A 16,311-nucleotide genomic window follows, 5' to 3' on the forward strand; every position below is an offset into this window, starting at 1 on the left:
ATCACCTTTTTTGCACCAGCGCCACACGGAACGAATATTATCGGCTAGCACTGTCGTTACGAAGATTCGACGGAGCGAGCCATAGCGCTGACCATTGACCAGGCGATGCGTTCAAGACGCGTGCCAAACGCCCAATGCTGATTTGTCTTGGCTATCCCGTCTGGCACGCGTCGCGTGCCGGACAGAACGTCGTAACTCCGACATCGGATCGCAGGCGTTCCATCTGGATGTCGTGCAATCTGGCGCCTCGACGACAGGCCATGTCGGGGAGGGCCGGTTGAGGAAATGATCATGGCGGCGGCTCGATCGAAGCGGGGAGGGAAGACTGTGCCAACATCGTGGTCCCTCCTGCAGTTTAAGTGAACTGACCGCTTTCCAGCGGCCGAGCATCTGTTTGTCAAACGGCCCTTTAATTGCGGGTAGTTGTCAATCCGGATCTCGCACTGCCATCGCCGGGGTCATGGTCCTTNATGGTCCTTTCCGAGGTCGAATGCCTCATGATGATGTTCGGGTCGGGCGCCTCAACGTTTCCAACGAGATGCAGGTAAACTGCTGTCAGCCGTTTGACCGAGGTCGCCGCAACCACCGTCCCGGCGGGGACATCACGAGTTCCGCGTTGATAGCGGCCCGAGAACTCGTTTGGGGTGGAGTCGACTAAGCCATCTTTTCGTTACCCCACTCAAAGCTGGTGCCGTCAACCCAAATGCAATGAAGGAGAACGGCAATCTTCCGTGCGACCGCCACCTTTGCCTTCTTCAAACCGATCCGTCTTGACAGACGCATCCCCCAGGCTTTCAGGGTGGACCATTTCTTCGTCCGGTGCAGGAGCACGCTGGCCGCCTCGTACAGGTAGGTTCGCAACAGCCGATCGCCCCAGCGTGAGACGCGGCCATTGATATCCGTTTCACCGGACTGCTTTCGTCGCGGCGTTAGGCCGAGATAGGCACCCACATTGGCGGCCGAGCGAAAGCGCGAGGGATCGTCGATCGTGTGGCGGAAAGTGAGCGCAGTCACCACGCCGATGCCGGGGACTGTCATCAGCCGGCGTGTGGTTTCGTCTTCACGAGCGAGATGCCGGACCTGCCGATCAAGTTTCTCCTGTTCACAGCAGACCTGCTCATGGACAGACAGAAGCGCCTGAACCAAAGGGCGAAGCGGATGGCCCTCAGCAACCAGTTCCCAAACCTTTCGCCGGAACTGTGAACCAATCGATCGACTGAACTGCAGCCCATATTCCTTCAGCATGGACCGTGTCTGGTTTTCGAGATCGCGACGNTGAACCAATCGATCGACTGAACTGCAGCCCATATTCCTTCAGCATGGACCGTGTCTGGTTTTCGAGATCGCGACGGATCTCGACAAGCCTTGACCGTGCTGCGAGCATGGACCGGGTGGCCTGACTCTCTGCGCTCTTGACCTTCACTTCCCGATACCAGCCGACGCGAACCAGTTCGGCCAGGCCGCGGGCGTCGTTCTCATCGCTCTTGTTCATTCGGACTGAAAGCGCTGCCTTTGCATGCCGAGCATCAAGGCAGACGACCGGCAGTCCGACCCTTTTCAGCTCGTGCCAGAGCCAGCTGGACATGGCACCAGTCTCAAATCCGATGCGCTCAGCGTGAGGCGCACGTTTATGCAGCAGCTCCGTCAAGGCTCCTGGATCGGACTTTGCCTTTCCCTGGAACACCGTCTTTCCACTATCGTCGACCACGCAGACGCTTGTCTCCCTCTGCGACACATCCAGTCCGACATATTGCTTCACTGCGGCCTCCTTGATCTCAATGGTCGGCGGCTTTTGCCGTCAGCCAAGTCTTCGTTCAAAGGCGCGACGGCAGCAATTACGTCATCGTTTCCAAAACTGGCTCTGACTCACATTTGATGATTTTCGCTGCTGGCGTTGTGCTGTTTTCTGAGGGGAATCAGCACCATGGTGAGAAATTTGCGTTTGTCGTCGTTGATCCCGGAGGGATTAGCCGTCGAGGCCATCGCCGAGAGCGAAGGAGTGATTGCCGTTACCGCCCGCTCAGGGGCGCCAGCGCGACCTTGCCCTCTTTGCCGCAGAGTGTCGCACCGGATCCATAGCCGCTATCTTCGACGAGTTTCGGATCTTCCCTGTACCGGGATGAAGGTAGAGCTTCACCTCGTTGCCCGCCGCTTTATCTGCGATGCGCCATTGTGTCGTCGACGAATCTTCGCTGAACGCTTTGACGACTGCGTTGCCGCCGAGCGATCCCGCCGGACCTCGCGATTGGAGTGTATCGTTCATCATCTTGGGCTGGCGCTCGGCGGCCGGCCGGCGGCCAGTTTTGCGAAGCGGCTGATGGTCCCGGTCAGTAATGACACGCTGCTGCGGGTGGTGCGGCGACGGGCCTGTTTGCAAACAGATCCTCTCAAAGTTGTCGGCATTGATGATTGGGCCTTCCGTCGCGGCCATCGTTACGGCACGGTCGTCTGTGATCTGGAGCGGCGGCGGATCGTGACGCTGTTGCCTGATCGTGAGGTTGCCACCGTCGAGGCCTGGCTCGCCGACCATCCTCAGATCGAAACCGTCTCGCGCGACCGCGGCGGCGGTTACGGTGAAGCGACCGCGAAGGCGTTGCCCGAAGCGGTTCAGGTCGCCGACCGCTGGCATCTCATGGAGAATGCGAGTGCGGCTTTCCTCGACGCCGTCCGCAAGTCGATGCGGACAATCCGAACTGCGATCGGCGCTACGACGGTCAATCCCGATCTGCTCACCTACGCGGAGAAGCGGCAATACGAAGGCTATCTGCGGCGCGAGGAGACAAATGCGGCAATCATGAAACTTGCCAGCGAAGACATCCCCATCAAGGAGATCGTGCGTCGCACCGGCCACAGCCGTAAGCTGGTCCGTCAGGTGGTCCGTGGCCAGCGGACCGATATTTTCCGCGCCCGCCAGAGTTCACTCGAAGCCTGGCTGCCCTTCCTGGACGGGCAATGGAAATCTGGTTGCCACAATGCAAGCGAGCTTTGGCGACGGCTGAAGACAAAGGGCTTTCGGGGACGTCTGGGTGTCGTCAGCGAATGGGCAAGGCGACGACGACGCGCCGAACAGGCATCCGATCAGCAACTCCACAAGGTGCCATCAGCCAGAACGATCGCACGGTTAATGACGACGGCGCGCGATCATCTGAACAAAACCGACACGGTGATGATCGCCGTCATCGAGGCGGGTGTGCCCATGCTGGTGGAAGCACGCAATCTGATCGCTGGTTTCCATTCCATGATCCGCAAGAAAGTCGCCGATGAGCTCGAGCCGTGGATCGCCGACGCCAGCAAAAGCCTCATTGCGTCTTTCGCCAATGGCATCATTCGCGACCGTGCTGCCGTCCGCGCCGCGATCACCGAGCCATGGTCCAACGGGCAGACGGAAGGACAGATCACCAAGCTCAAGCTTGTAAAACGGCAGATGTACGGCCGCGGAAAGCTTGATCTTCTCCAAGCACGTTTGATCGGTGCTGCCTGAAACAAAATATCATCGAGAGTGCGTCAGACCCAAAATTGGACGCCGATTCCCCGGCTTATGGGGTCAATTTTGCACACGATGACGTAATTGCTGCCGTCGCTCCTTTGAACGAAGATTCGGCTGACGGCAAAAGCCGCCGACCATTGAGATCGAGGAGGCCGCAGTGAAGCAATATGTCGGATTAGATGTGTCGCAGCGAGAGACCAGTGTTTGCGTCGTCGATGATGCTGGAAGATCTGTCTTCCAAGGAAAAGTGAAGTCCGATCCGGGAGCACTGACCGAGTTACTCCGCAAACGCGCACCTCACGCCGAGCGCATCGGATTCGAGACGGGCGCCATGTCCAGCTGGCTCTGGCATGAGCTTAAACGGGTCGGAATGCCGGTTATCTGCATTGATGCTCGACATGCGAAGGCGGCACTTTCAGTTCGAATGAACAAAAGTGATGAGAACGATGCCCGCGGCCTGGCCGAGCTGGTTCGCGTCGGCTGGTATCGGGAGGTCAAGGTCAAAAGCACGGAGAGCCAGGCAACCCGATCCCTCCTGGTGGCGCGATCGCGACTTATCGCCATCCGCCGCGATCTCGAGAACCAAGTTCGGTCAATGCTGAAAGAGTACGGGCTGCAGTTCAGTCGCTCAATCGGTGCGCAGTTTCGGCGAAAGGTCGAGGCGTTGGTTGTCGACGGGCATCAGCTTCGATCCGTGATCGAGCCGCTTCTGACCGTCCATGAACAGGCCTGCAGGGAACAGGAAAAGCTGGAGCGGCAGGTACGACGCCTTGCTCGTGAGGATGACACCACGCGCCGGCTTATGACGGTTCCTGGCGTCGGCGTCGTGACGGCGTTGACCTACCGCCACACGATCGATGATCCTTCGCGCTTTTCCTCGGCCAGTGACGTCGGCGCCTACCTTGGTCTGACACCGCGGCGAAAACAATCTGGGGAAACAGATGTCAACAGCCGTGTCTCACGCTGGGGAGATCGGCTGTTGCGGACCTATTTATACGAAGCGGCCAGCGTCCTCATGCACCGGACAAAGAAATGGTCGACGCTGAAGGCGTGGGGCGTTCGCCTGTCGAAGCGGATCGGCATGAAAAAGGCGAAAGTGGCGGTTGCTCGCAAGATCGCGGTTCTGCTCCACTGCCTCTGGGTTGACTGGCACCAGCTTTGAGTGGGGCGGCGAAAAGATGGCGTGACAGATCCGCGCTCGATCCCAATCGCGGGTCCGCTTCCGAAACCCGTGATGTCCCCGCCGGGACGGTGGTTGTGGTGACCTCGTTGAATCGGCTGACGTCGACTTCGAACTTCGTTGCACACGTTGAGGCGCCCAACCCGAACATCATCATGAGGCATTCGACCTCGGAAAGGACCATGACCCCGGCGATGACAGAGCGAAACTCGGATTGACAATCACCCGCAATTAAAGGGCCGATTCACATCTGTTCGGCGATGCGCCAAGGACGGTCAATCGTGGAGAAGGCGCATGAGCATCCCGATCGCACGAACCGTCGCCGAGTTGCGCATAGCTGTGGCCGGATGGCGTCAGAATGGCCTGAAGGTCGCTGTCGTGCCGACTATGGGTGCCTTGCATGAAGGCCATCTGAGCTTGATGCGTGCCACGCTCGCCAAGGCCGCGCGGCCGATCTCGCGGCCTACCCGCGCACTGAGCATGACAATACCGCCAAGCTCGCGCCGCTCGGCGCTCATCTGCTCTACGCGCCAAATGCAGCGGACGTCTATCCGGAAGGGTTCGCCACCATGGTGTCGGCGGGTGGGGTGAGCGATGGCCTGTGCGGCGCGTTCTGTCCCGGCCATTTCGACGCGTGGCAACCGTCGTCAAGCTCTTTCTGCAGACGCGTGCCGATCTCGCCTTCTTCGGCGAGAAGGATTTCTAGCAACTGCACGTCGTTCGCCGGCTCGTCCGCGATCTCGACATCCAATCGAGATCGTCGCAATCCGACGGTGCGTCAAGCCGACGGCCTAGCAATGTCGTCGCGCAATGTCAGGCTCTCGGCCGAACAGAGGTTAGCGGCGCCCAAGCTCCCCAAAATCCTCCCCACCTCGGCCGAGCGCTGTCGGCGGGGGCGCCGGCGGAGCTTGTGCTTGCCGAGGCCAGGCAAGCGATCCTGCCGGTTACGACCAATTCGAGTATCTCGATACGAGCAGACCATGGCCTGTCGCCACTGGGAGAGCATGAGGAACTGTGGGGCGGTTGGTGGCGGAGGTTCTCTGAACGGGCCGGAACCGCGCCACAGAAAGTGCCCGTTTTGCCGCAGCGTGACTGCCCCACAGTTCCTCATGCTCCCCTGTAAGTCGTCGTGAGAAGCTCCGCCCTGTGCACGGCTTTCCCGCGCTCCGACTACTACGGAAGCTCCGCCCTTGGTGCCGTCTATCTCCGGCCGTCTCGGCTAGCCCAGTGCCATACTGGGCAGACAGTCCAAGTTCCCGTGTTCCGATTTCCGACCTTGATGCCCGTAGGCGGTGAGCTTTACCCCAGGCGATGCGGAAGACAGCGCCATGAGCGCTCCCCCGTCCGTCTTGGGCGCTTTTGACGCGCCCCGCAGGGGAGATAGACCAGCCGACCGCGACTGATCGCTTCTTACCTCCCATGCCAACAGCACGATTTGGAGGCGTCAACGGTTGAATCCGAGGCTTCCGGCGCTCGCTTCGTTATCTCGCCATAGACACTGTGGTAGCCCGGCCTGCGGTCGATGGTCTGCACCCGGTACAGTTCAGGCCGATCTGCTTCTGACACCCAACCGGCGACGCCCGGTCGAGCTTCTCGGCCCCTTCCGCCCGCGCTCCTGCAGGCGGGGCGGCATTGCAGCCGCCGGTCGAAAATCAGCAAGCTTGAGAGGTGGCTATTCCATGTTCACCTCCGGCGCCGCCATGGCGCACCGTCGAGACCGATATACCGCTCCATGGCTGTCCTCCGTTCGATGCCTGGGCCCGAATCGGAGCCCGTTCTTCATCCTATCGGGATAGCCAGCCGGCTAGAGGTTCGAACATCGCCGCCACGTCTGAGGTGGCCACCGCTCCCGCGATTACGTCATGTTTGTTCTTCGGCCCCCGGCAGGCCAGTTGCTTTATGCGGTTTGCCGGTTGCCTGCCGAATTCCAAGGGCAGGAGCTGATGACGTCCTCAATCGCGGAAACAAGCATCTCACCAAGACGCACCGAAGCACGCGAGCGCGCTTGCTCGGGGGGCGCGATCAGCACCAGATCGAAGAGCGGAGCATTCTTCAACGGCCTGACCTCGGCATCAAAGGCGCCCTCGAAATAGTGGGCGGTAAAGGGATCGACCAGCGCGATGCCCAATCCCGCAATCGCCAGATGGGCCGCAGTGAGAGAAATGTGGCCGTCGACGCTGCTTTTCTCCTGGATCATACGGGCGAGCAGCGTGTCCTCGCATAAGGCAAGCATGTATCCCATGCCGGGCACGATCAGCGGTGTGTCGCCGCTGTTGGCGATGTCGAACACCTTGCCGGTTTCGCCGAGGCCTGTGTGGCGGGGCGCCCCCAGCGCGACATAGGGCAATCGCCACCGCGCCACGACATTGATGTCTTGCATGTCACTGAGCGGGCTCACCAGGCCGAGGTCGAAACGGCGAGTGCGGACCCAATGAAAGATGCGCTGCGTGCCGCGCAATTCCACAGTGATCGAAATGTCGCCAAACGCTTTCTGCCACGCGCTGACCGCTTTCGGTATGACCTGCGAAACGGCAGCCGGCACGGTGCCGAGTGTGATCTGGGTGCCTTTGTATTCACCGATCTCCTGCGCGGCGCGTTCGATCTCCTTTAGGCCATTGAACGAGCGGTCGACCTCGGCGAACAGCATTCCGGCCTCCGGCGTCGGCGTGACGCCGCGGCCATGACGGATGAAAAGCGGGTAGGAAACGCGGCGTTGCAACACGGCGATCAGTCGCGTGACGTTGGGTTGAGAGGTGTTGAGCATCCGGGCGGCGGCCGAGATTGAACCGCTCATCATCACGGCCCGGAAGGCCTCAATTTCACGGAATCCGAGCATCGCCAACCTATATCAAATGATAATATCGTACGTCCAAGATCATATTAGTCAAGATAGCTGAGATGTGCTTTTCTAGTTCCAAGGGAGGACAAGACCATGGCTCAAAATTTCCAAGCCGCTATCTCACGGCGCCAGTTCGGGCGGATGGCGGCGGCGCTGGGCGCCGGTGCTGCGCTGTTGCCGCTTGGTGGAGGTCAAGCTCACGCTGATCCTAAGCGCGGAGGGCGGCTGAGGATCGGCGCCAGCGGCACCAATGCCTCGGAAAGCTGGGACCCTGCCACCTGGGGCGTGAGCGCGATCATGGGACTGGGCGGCTTCTGCTGCATCTACAACAATCTGGTCGAGATTGGCTCCGATGGCGTGCTCAAGCCGGAATTGGCCGAGAGCTTCGAGGCCGCGCCGGATGCCAAGACCTGGACTTTCAAGCTGCGCTCCGGCGTGACCTTCTCCAACGGCAAGACCCTGACGGCCGACGACGTGGTGGCCTCGATCAACCACCATCGCGGGCCGAACTCGAAGTCCTCGGCCAAGCCGATCGTCGCGGGCATCGCCGACATCAAGAGCGACGGGCCGAACACGGTCGTCATCGAACTCAGCGGTGGCAACGCCGACTTCGCCTATCTGCTCACGTACTACCATCTGGTGATCGGCTGCGCAGACAACGGGAAGGTCAACTGGAATGCCCATATCGGCACCGGCGGCTACACGCTGACCGAATACGAGGTCGGCTACCGGGCGCTTCTGACTCGCCGGGGCGACTACTGGAAGAACAATGCCGCCTGGTTCGATGAAGTCGAGATCATCGGCATCGACGACGTGGCGGCACGCATGAATGCGGTGCTCACCGGCGAAGTCGACGTTATCAGCGACGCCGACATCGCGACCGTCGAGCGGCTGAAGGCGCGCTCGGACGTGGTGGTGGAGGAAGTAGTCGGCACCCAGCACTACACCATGCCGATGTTCACCGACACCGCGCCGTTCGACAATGTCGACGTGCGGTTGGCGCTCAAATATGCGATCGACCGCGAGGAAATGGTCAAGAAGATCCTCTACGGACACGGAAGGGTCGCCAACGACCAGCCGATCGCGCCCGCGAACCGCTACTACGACGCGGACTTGGCCGCGCGCCCCTACGATCCCGAAAAGGCCAGATTCCATCTGAAGAAGGCCAACGCCGACGGCCTGAAGGTCGACCTGCATGCCGCCGACGCGGCATTCACAGGCGCGCTGAACACCGCCGTCCTATTCAGCGAGCAGGCCTCGAAGGCCGGCATCAACGTCAATGTCGTCCGCGAGCCGAACGACGGCTACTGGTCGAATGTCTGGACCAAGAAGCCCTTCGTCATGTGCTTTTGGCAGGGGCGCCCCACCGAGGACTGGATGTTCAGCCAAGTCTATGCCGCCGACGCGCCGTGGAACGACACGCACTGGAAGAACCCCAAGTTCAACAAGCTGATGCTGGAAGCACGCAGCGAACTGGACGACGCCAAGCGCAAGCAGATGTATGGTGAGATGCAGCGCCTGGTGTCGGACGATGGCGGCGTCATCATCCCGATGTACGCCAATTATGTCTGGGTTCGCCGGGCGCAACTCTCGCACGGTCCGCGTCTGAGTTCGGTTTCTGCGCTGGACGGCGCAAAATGCGGCGAGCGCTGGTGGTTTGCCTGATCGCCAGAGCAACGGTCAGCTCGGTTGCGGCTGGCCGTTGCGCCTGATTTCCGACTAGAGAACCTCGCCATTTGGCCGCCGCCCGAGCGCGGGGGGGCTTAGCTTTGGCGACGAGGAGCATATTGCATGAACGAGAAACGACGGCTTAACCTTCGCCGTCTGCTGAAGCCGCGGTCCGTTGCTCTAATTGGCGGGCGCACGCTTGCGCCATCGGTCGAGATGCTACGGCACGCCGGCTTCGAGGGCAGGATCGACATCGTCAATCCGTCGCATGCCGAGATCGCCGGGATCGATTGCGTTCCGACCATCGACGACCTGCCCGACGCGCCCGACGCTGCCTTCCTGAACGTCAATCGGCACCTGACCATCGAGGCCGTGGCGGCGCTGGCGCGGCGCGAAGCCGGCGGCGCGGTGTGCTTCGCCGCCGGCTTCGGAGAGATGGGCGAAAACGGCAAGTCGCTGCAGGGCAAGCTTGTCGCCGTCGCGGGCGATCTGGCGATCGTCGGCCCCAACTCCAACGGCCTGCTCAACCGGCTCGACCGGTTGGCGCTGTGGCCCATGAACGACCACGAGCCTTACGCAGTGGAGAGCGGCGCGGCCATCATCTCGCAGTCCGGCGGCATCGCCTATGCCTTCGTGCGCGACCGGCGCCAGGTGCGCGCCGCCGTCGTGGCGTCCACCGGCAACCAGGCGCTGCTGGATGTCGCCGACTGGCTGGCGGTGCTTGGCGAGGATCCGCGCATCACCACCATCGGCATCTTCCTTGAAGGGCCAGGCAACGTGGCAGAGCTGTCAGAAGCCGCCAAAGTTACCAGGGCGCGTGGAGTGCCGGTGGTTGTGCTGAAGAGCGGGCGCAGCGCGCTTGGGGCGGAGATGGCGCTCACCCACACCGGCTCGATGGCCGGAGACGACCATCTGTTCGACGCCTTGTGCGACCGGCTCGGCTTCACCCGCGTCCACACGCTGCCGCAGCTTCTCGAGACGTTGAAGGCGATGAACGTCTGGCGCGGCCGCTTGACGGGCAACCGTATGACGGTGCTGACGGCAAGCGGCGCCTCCCGCGCGCTGTTCGCCGACGCGGCGGCGGACGCGGGGCTGGCGCTGCCCGCGCCATCGGCGGCGACCGCAGCCTCGCTGCGCAAGCAACTGCCGGAGTTCGCGCATGTCTCGAATCCGCTCGACCACAATGCAGCCTACACCGGCATGGTCGGGCTTTCGCTGGAGAACGAGCCGGCGCTCTACGAGTGCTTCCGCACCATGCTGGCGGACGGCTACGACATCGGCGTGATGAACTCCGACGGCGGAGACGGACCGCTCGGCTCGCCGAGCCTCAAGGCATGGGTGCGGGCGGCGAGGGACACGGGCGTTGCCTCGGCGCTGGTCACCACCATGCCCGACTCCATTTCCGAAAACGCCCATCGCGTCTGCCGGGAGAACGGCATCGCCGCACTGCACGGGCTGGAAGACGGAATCGCGGCCATCGCCGCGGTGGTCCGTCACAGCCAGCGCCTCGCGACGGCTGCAGATGGCGATATCGGCCTTCCCGAGGCGGTCACCGCCGACTGTGAGTCGCAAATCATCGACGAATGGCGCTCCAAGGCGGCGCTCGAAGCCGCCGGCCTGCCTTTCCCCGCCCGGCGCATGGTCGTACGAGACGAGGTGGCAGCCGCCGCCGCCGCGATCGGTTTCCCCGTGGTGCTGAAGGCGGTTTCGCCGCTTCTGCTGCACAAGAACAGGATAGGCGCCGTTGCTGTCGGCCTTGCGGACGACGCGGCGTTGGCTGGCGCGCTGGACCGGATGGAACAGGCGCTCTGCGCGGCCGGCATCGAGCCGGACGGCTTCCTTATCGAGAAAATGGTTTCGGGGGTGGCGGCCGAGATCATCGTCGGCGTCAAGGCAAGCCGCATCTACGGCCATGCGCTGGTGATCGGCGCCGGCGGCGTCAATGTCGAGCATCTGAAGGATTCGGCGGTCCTGCTTTTGCCGGCGACGCGGGCGATGATCGAAGCGGCGATAGCCGGTCTGCGGACGGCCGCTGGCCTGTCTGAGCAAGCTAGAAAACGGCTGGCCGACATCGCCGAGGCGGTCGCCGTCTATGCGGTGACCAACCGGCACACGCTCGTTTCGCTGGACATCAATCCGGTGATCGTGACGCGGGAGGGCGATGCGGTCGCCGTCGACGCGCTGATTGAGACGAGGGCGACGGCATGAGCAACGATTCTATCATCGGCGTGCGCGGCCCGGATTTCGAGCTGCCGATCGAGCGCGGCGCCATAAGGCAGTTCGCGCGCAGCCTCTATTCGTCGCATCCGGCCTGGATGGAGGCGCGTGACGCGGTCGTGCCGCCGACCTTCCTGGTCATGGCCGGCTATCATTGGGGCTATATCCTCGAGCGGCCGCCGGCCGGATCGGCGCTCGCCGCGATCGACGCGCGCGGCACGACCGATGGCGAGCAGTCCTTCGAGTTCTTCGGCCCGCCCCCGCGGGCCGGCGACAGCTTGATCGCCTCGACTGAGGTCGTCGATCATTTCTTCAAGGAGGGCCGATCCGGCAGGCTCGAATTCTTCGTGATGAAGACCGACTTCCGCGATGCGACAGACGGGCGCCTGGTGGCGCGCTGGATGCCAACTTCCATTCGAACGGACCGGCCTCCGGGGCTCGCCGCCGCTGGAACGGTGCGCGAGCGCCCCTGGCTCCGGCGCGGCGAGGCCCGGATCGAACTCGACCAAATTCACGCCGCGAAAACGACGCTTGGAATCGGCGACTGCCCTGGCGAAGTTGCCGTTCCGGGCCTGACGCTGACCGAGATGGTCCGCTATCAATGCGCGTCCGGCGAAGACTCGCCAGGTCACCATGATACGTTGGCGGCGCGGGCACAGGGGCTGCCAGAATTTATCTCCGTCGGCATGCACCATGCCGGCGTGCTCGGCGCCTATGCCGCCCATTGGCTGGGACCGGAGAATGTGAGAGCCATCCGCGCCCGCTTTCTGGATACCGTCTGGCCGGGAGATGTGCTGACATATATCGGCAGGATTCGCGGCTTCGGCGACCGTGAGGAGGGCCGGACGGTGGAACTCGACCTGGAATGCCTGCGCGACGGCGTGGCGGTGGTGCGCGCCAAGGCCACGTTCATGAGGCCAAAAGGACTATGACGCAAATCACTCGGCTCGTCCTGCAGCGGCTGGCGCTCGGCTTCGTCACGCTTCTGATCGTCTCGGTCCTGATCTTCTGGTCGGTGGAATTGCTGCCGGGCGACGCGGCGCAGGAAATCCTCGGTCAGTCCGCAACGCCGGAGACGGTGACGGCGCTTCGCCACCATCTCGGCCTCGACCAGCCACCCATGACCCGCTACGCGCACTGGCTGCAGGGCATAACTCATGGCGATTTCGGCACGTCCATCGCCAACGGGCGGCCGGTCTTGCAACTGATCACCGGGCGGCTCGGCAATACGCTGTTCCTCGCCGCCTTCGCGGGCATCATCGCCGTTCCGCTGGCGCTGATGCTCGGTATCATGGCCGCACTCCTGCGCAATTCGTTCTTCGACAGGGCGGCCGGCATCTTCACGCTGACTGCGATCTCGTTTCCCGAGTTCTTCGTCGCCTATATCCTCACCCTGTTCCTGTCGGTGAAGCTCGGCCTGTTTCCGTCGATCTCGAACATCACGCCGAGTACTGACTTGGCCGAACGTGTCTACCGCTCCTTCCTGCCCGCCCTGGCGCTGACGCTGGCAATCACGGCGCATATCATGCGCATGACGCGCGCCGCCCTCATCAACCTGTTCAGTCTGCCCTACATCGAAATGGCCCGCCTCAAGGGCGCGTCACCGGGGCGAGTCGTCATGGTGCACGCGCTGCGCAATGCTCTGGCGCCGATCGTCAACGTCGTCGTTCTGAACCTCGCCTATCTCATCACCGGCGTGGTTATCGTTGAGGTCGTGTTCGTCTATCCCGGCGTCGGCCGGCTGCTGGTGGATTCGGTGTCGAAGCGTGACTTGCCGGTGGTGCAGGCCATCTGCCTCATCGTCTCGATCACCTACATCCTGCTCAATCTCTTCGCCGACATCGTATCAATCGTTTCCAATCCTCGCCTGATGCATGCGAAGTGAGGCCGGGATGACGACGCTGACACGCACCTTGAAGGGCATGCCGCCGACAGCGGTGTTCGGCGTCGCAATTATCACGATCTATGTCCTGGTAGCCATATTTGCCCCAATGCTTGCGCCCTACAGCGAGCGCGCGGTCGTCGGCGGTCAGTACCTGCAATGGTCAGCCGAGCATTGGCTGGGCACTGACAATCTCGGCCGGGACATGTTGAGCCGGCTCATCTTCGGTGCGCGCAACACGCTCGCCATCGCCTTCTTCGCGACGGCGCTGGCTTTCGCGATCGGCACAGTCGCGGGCCTGCTGGCGGCCACGCTAGGCGGCATGGTCGACCAGGCTCTGTCGCGGTTCGTCGACATTATCATGGCCGTGCCGGGACTGATCTTCATACTGCTCCTGCTGACGATCTTCGGCACCGGCGTCGGCACGCTGATCGCGGTCATCGCCATCCTCGATTCCACGCGCGTGTTCCGGCTGGCGCGAGCGGTGGCGCTCGGCATCGTGGCGATGGATTTCGTCGAGGCGGCGCGGGTGCGTGGCGAGGGGCTGCTGTGGATCATGCGCCGCGAGATCCTGCCGAACGCGGCGGCGCCGCTGGTGGCGGAGTTCGGCATGCGCTTCTGCTTCGTGTTCCTGACCATCGCCTCGCTCTCTTTCCTCGGCCTCGGCATCCAGCCGCCGCTGGCCGACTGGGGTTCGATGGTGCGGGAAAACGCGACGCTGATCACCTTCGGCGACATCACGCCGCTGCTGCCCGCCGCGGCGATCGCGCTGATCACGGTCGCCGTCAATTTCGTGGTCGACTGGATTCTCCACAAGGTCAGCGGGATAAAGGACTGAGCGATTTGATATCGGATTCATCCAACGCTCCTCTTCTGACGATCCGCGGCCTGCGCATCGAAGGCAAGGCGCAGGATGCCTGGACGCCCATCGTCAAGGGCGTCGACCTGACGGTCAAGCGCGGCGAGGTGTTCGGCCTGATCGGCGAGTCGGGCGCGGGCAAATCCACCATCGGGCTCGCCGCCATGGGCTTTGTGCGCGACGGCTGCCGCTTTGCCGGCGGCAGTGTGCTGTTCGACGGCATCGAGCTGATCGGCGCGCCGCGCAAGGTGCGACTGGGGATGCGCTCATCGCGGATCGCCTATGTGGCCCAATCGGCGGCCGCGAGCTTCAACCCGGCGTTCCGCCTGATCGACCAGCATGGCGAATTTCCTGTTCTGCGCGGCCTGATGACCCGCGCGGAGGCGGAAGCCAACGCGATCGAGCTCTACCGGAAGCTTCAGTTGCCAAATCCCGACGAGATCGGCTTCCGCTATCCGCACCAGGTCTCAGGCGGACAGTTGCAGCGAGCGATGACGGCCATGGCCATGGCCTGCCGACCCGACCTGATCATCTTCGACGAGCCGACGACCGCGCTCGACGTCACGACCCAGATTGAAGTGCTGTCGGCGATCCGCGACGCGGTGCAATCGCTCGGCACGGCGGCCATCTATGTTAGCCACGACCTTGCCGTGGTGGCACAGATGGCCGACAAAATCATGGTGTTGCGCAACGGTGAAACCGTCGAGGAGGCGCCGACGCGCACTATGCTGTCAAGCCCTCGGCACGACTACACCAAGTCACTTTGGGCGGTGCGCAGCTTCCGAGCGCCGTCGCGGCCCGACGCGGAACCGCCGCCGCCGCTGGTCAGAATTGAATCCGTGGATGCCGCCTATGGAGCGGTAAAAGTGCTGTCTGATGTATCGTTCGTGCTGCCAAAGGGGCGAACGGTCGCAGTGGTCGGCGAATCCGGGTCGGGGAAATCCACGCTCGCCAAAGTTCTCATGGGGCTGCTCCCGGCGAAGGCCGGCTGCGTCGAGCTCGCCGGAAAGACGCTGCCGCCCAGCTACCGCGAGCGTACAAAGGCCGATCTCAGGCAGGTGCAGATGATCTACCAGATGGCCGACACCGCGCTCAATCCGCGCCAGCGGGTGCGTGAGATCGTTGGACGGCCGATTAGTTTCTATCTCGGGCTAAAAGGCAAGGCGTTGGAGGCGCGCACGCGCCAGCTTTTGCAGGACATGGAGCTCGATCCGGACATCTACATCGATCGTCTGCCGTCGGAACTGTCGGGCGGCCAGAAGCAGCGCGTCGGCATTGCTCGCGCACTCGCCGCCGACCCGCAGCTCGTGATTTGCGACGAGGTGACGAGTTCGCTCGACCAGCTTGTCGCCGAGAGCGTGCTAAAGCTCCTGGTGCGACTGCAGCGCGAACGCGACCTCACCTACATGTTCATCACCCACGACCTCGCGACCGTTCGTGCGATCGCCGATGAGGTAGTGGTCATGAAGGAAGGCAAGGTCGTTGAGAAAGGCCCCAAGGACGAGATGTTCCGGCCGCCGCATCATCCGTACACGGGCTTGCTCTTGTCTTCTGTCCCCGAAATGGACCCAGACTGGCTGACACGGCTGACAGCAAAGAACACGATGGCGGTTAATACGTAGGCCTAGCCCGGCTTTACGCCGAGCGCACGCTCGATTTTTCTGGGATGGACATCGAGGCCGAACTCTGTCCAGAGCCGGTTCGTCAGTTCGCGTGCCCGAATGGGCTCGCCTGGAACCACCTGGGCCCTGAATGCCAGGCCACGAAAGACGCTCGGATGGCGAACGCCAGCGGAGGCACTCGACCGCTACTGAAACAGGATATGATCGCAAGTGTTGCGACGACCGGTTGAATCCGCCCAATACGCGTGCGGGGCCTACTCCGAACTTCTGCATCGCCGCGGCATCCAGGCAAGCATGAGCCGTGTCGGCAATCCTTACGACAATGCGAAGGCGGAGAGCTTCATGAAAACCCTGAAACAGGAAGAGGTGCAAGGTCTCGCCTATGAGGATGCAGATGATGCCCGCAAGCACATCGGTGCTTTCATAGAGACCGTTTACAACACGCTGCGCCTGCATTCATTCGGCGCTCGACTACCTCAGTCCGGAGGAATACGAACAGAAGCATTCACGCGGGCGACAGATGGAAAAGGCTGCATAGCTTAACACGGGAGGTGTCC

The 16,311-nt window shown here is 62.4% G+C and carries 8 protein-coding genes and 4 pseudogenes; 10 read left to right on the forward strand and 2 right to left on the reverse strand.

Annotated features, from left to right (window positions below; all coding sequences use genetic code 11):
- Positions 1–654 precede the first annotated feature (654 nt).
- Positions 655–1,759, reverse strand: a pseudogene (locus tag X744_RS1000000171130) (IS110 family transposase).
- A gap of 165 nt (positions 1,760–1,924) precedes the next feature.
- On the opposite strand from X744_RS1000000171130, the gene X744_RS0138305 reads away from it, so the two are divergent.
- The 3 genes and pseudogenes from X744_RS0138305 to X744_RS1000000172710 form a co-directional block, all read left to right on the forward strand.
- A complete protein-coding gene (locus X744_RS0138305; RefSeq protein ID WP_031261141.1) occupies positions 1,925–3,481 on the forward strand; it encodes an ISL3 family transposase in 1,557 nt (518 codons plus the stop codon).
- A gap of 163 nt (positions 3,482–3,644) precedes the next feature.
- A pseudogene (locus X744_RS01000000170275) lies at positions 3,645–4,674 on the forward strand (IS110 family transposase).
- A gap of 287 nt (positions 4,675–4,961) precedes the next feature.
- Positions 4,962–5,607: pseudogene (locus tag X744_RS1000000172710) on the forward strand (pantoate--beta-alanine ligase); the annotation flags it as partial.
- Positions 5,608–6,564: 957 nt separating this feature from the next.
- On the opposite strand, the gene X744_RS03765 reads toward X744_RS1000000172710, so the two are convergent.
- A complete protein-coding gene (locus X744_RS03765; RefSeq protein WP_023762319.1) occupies positions 6,565–7,503 on the reverse strand; it encodes a LysR family transcriptional regulator in 939 nt (312 codons plus the stop codon).
- A gap of 96 nt (positions 7,504–7,599) precedes the next feature.
- Between X744_RS03765 and X744_RS143185 the strand changes: the two genes are divergently transcribed.
- The 7 genes and pseudogenes from X744_RS143185 to X744_RS143160 form a co-directional block, all read left to right on the forward strand.
- Positions 7,600–9,171, forward strand: coding sequence for an ABC transporter substrate-binding protein (locus X744_RS143185; RefSeq protein ID WP_031261142.1), 1,572 nt, complete (start codon positions 7,600–7,602; stop codon positions 9,169–9,171).
- Positions 9,172–9,297: 126 nt separating this feature from the next.
- The gene (locus tag X744_RS143180) at positions 9,298–11,382 is read left to right on the forward strand and encodes an acetate--CoA ligase family protein (RefSeq protein ID WP_031261144.1); all 2,085 of its coding nucleotides are present in this window, start codon (positions 9,298–9,300) and stop codon (positions 11,380–11,382) included.
- Positions 11,379–12,323 carry a MaoC family dehydratase N-terminal domain-containing protein gene (locus tag X744_RS1000000172715; protein ID WP_023762322.1) on the forward strand — a complete coding sequence of 315 codons (945 nt, stop codon included), beginning with the start codon at positions 11,379–11,381 and terminating at the stop codon, positions 12,321–12,323. The genes X744_RS143180 and X744_RS1000000172715 overlap by 4 nt, the downstream gene beginning before the upstream one ends.
- On the forward strand, positions 12,320–13,276 hold the full coding sequence (locus tag X744_RS143175; protein ID WP_023762323.1) for an ABC transporter permease: 957 nt from the start codon (positions 12,320–12,322) through the stop codon (positions 13,274–13,276). The genes X744_RS1000000172715 and X744_RS143175 overlap by 4 nt, the downstream gene beginning before the upstream one ends.
- Before the next feature lie 7 nt (positions 13,277–13,283).
- A complete protein-coding gene (locus tag X744_RS143170) occupies positions 13,284–14,111 on the forward strand; it encodes an ABC transporter permease (protein ID WP_023762324.1) in 828 nt (275 codons plus the stop codon).
- Positions 14,112–14,116: 5 nt separating this feature from the next.
- On the forward strand, positions 14,117–15,754 hold the full coding sequence (locus tag X744_RS143165) for an ABC transporter ATP-binding protein (RefSeq protein ID WP_023762325.1): 1,638 nt from the start codon (positions 14,117–14,119) through the stop codon (positions 15,752–15,754).
- 282 nt (positions 15,755–16,036) lie between these two features.
- Positions 16,037–16,297 (forward strand): annotated as a pseudogene (locus tag X744_RS143160) (integrase core domain-containing protein); the annotation flags it as partial.
- Positions 16,298–16,311: the final 14 nt, after the last annotated feature.

The organism is Mesorhizobium sp. LNHC252B00 (assembly GCF_000502955.1).
Classification (GTDB): domain Bacteria; phylum Pseudomonadota; class Alphaproteobacteria; order Rhizobiales; family Rhizobiaceae; genus Mesorhizobium.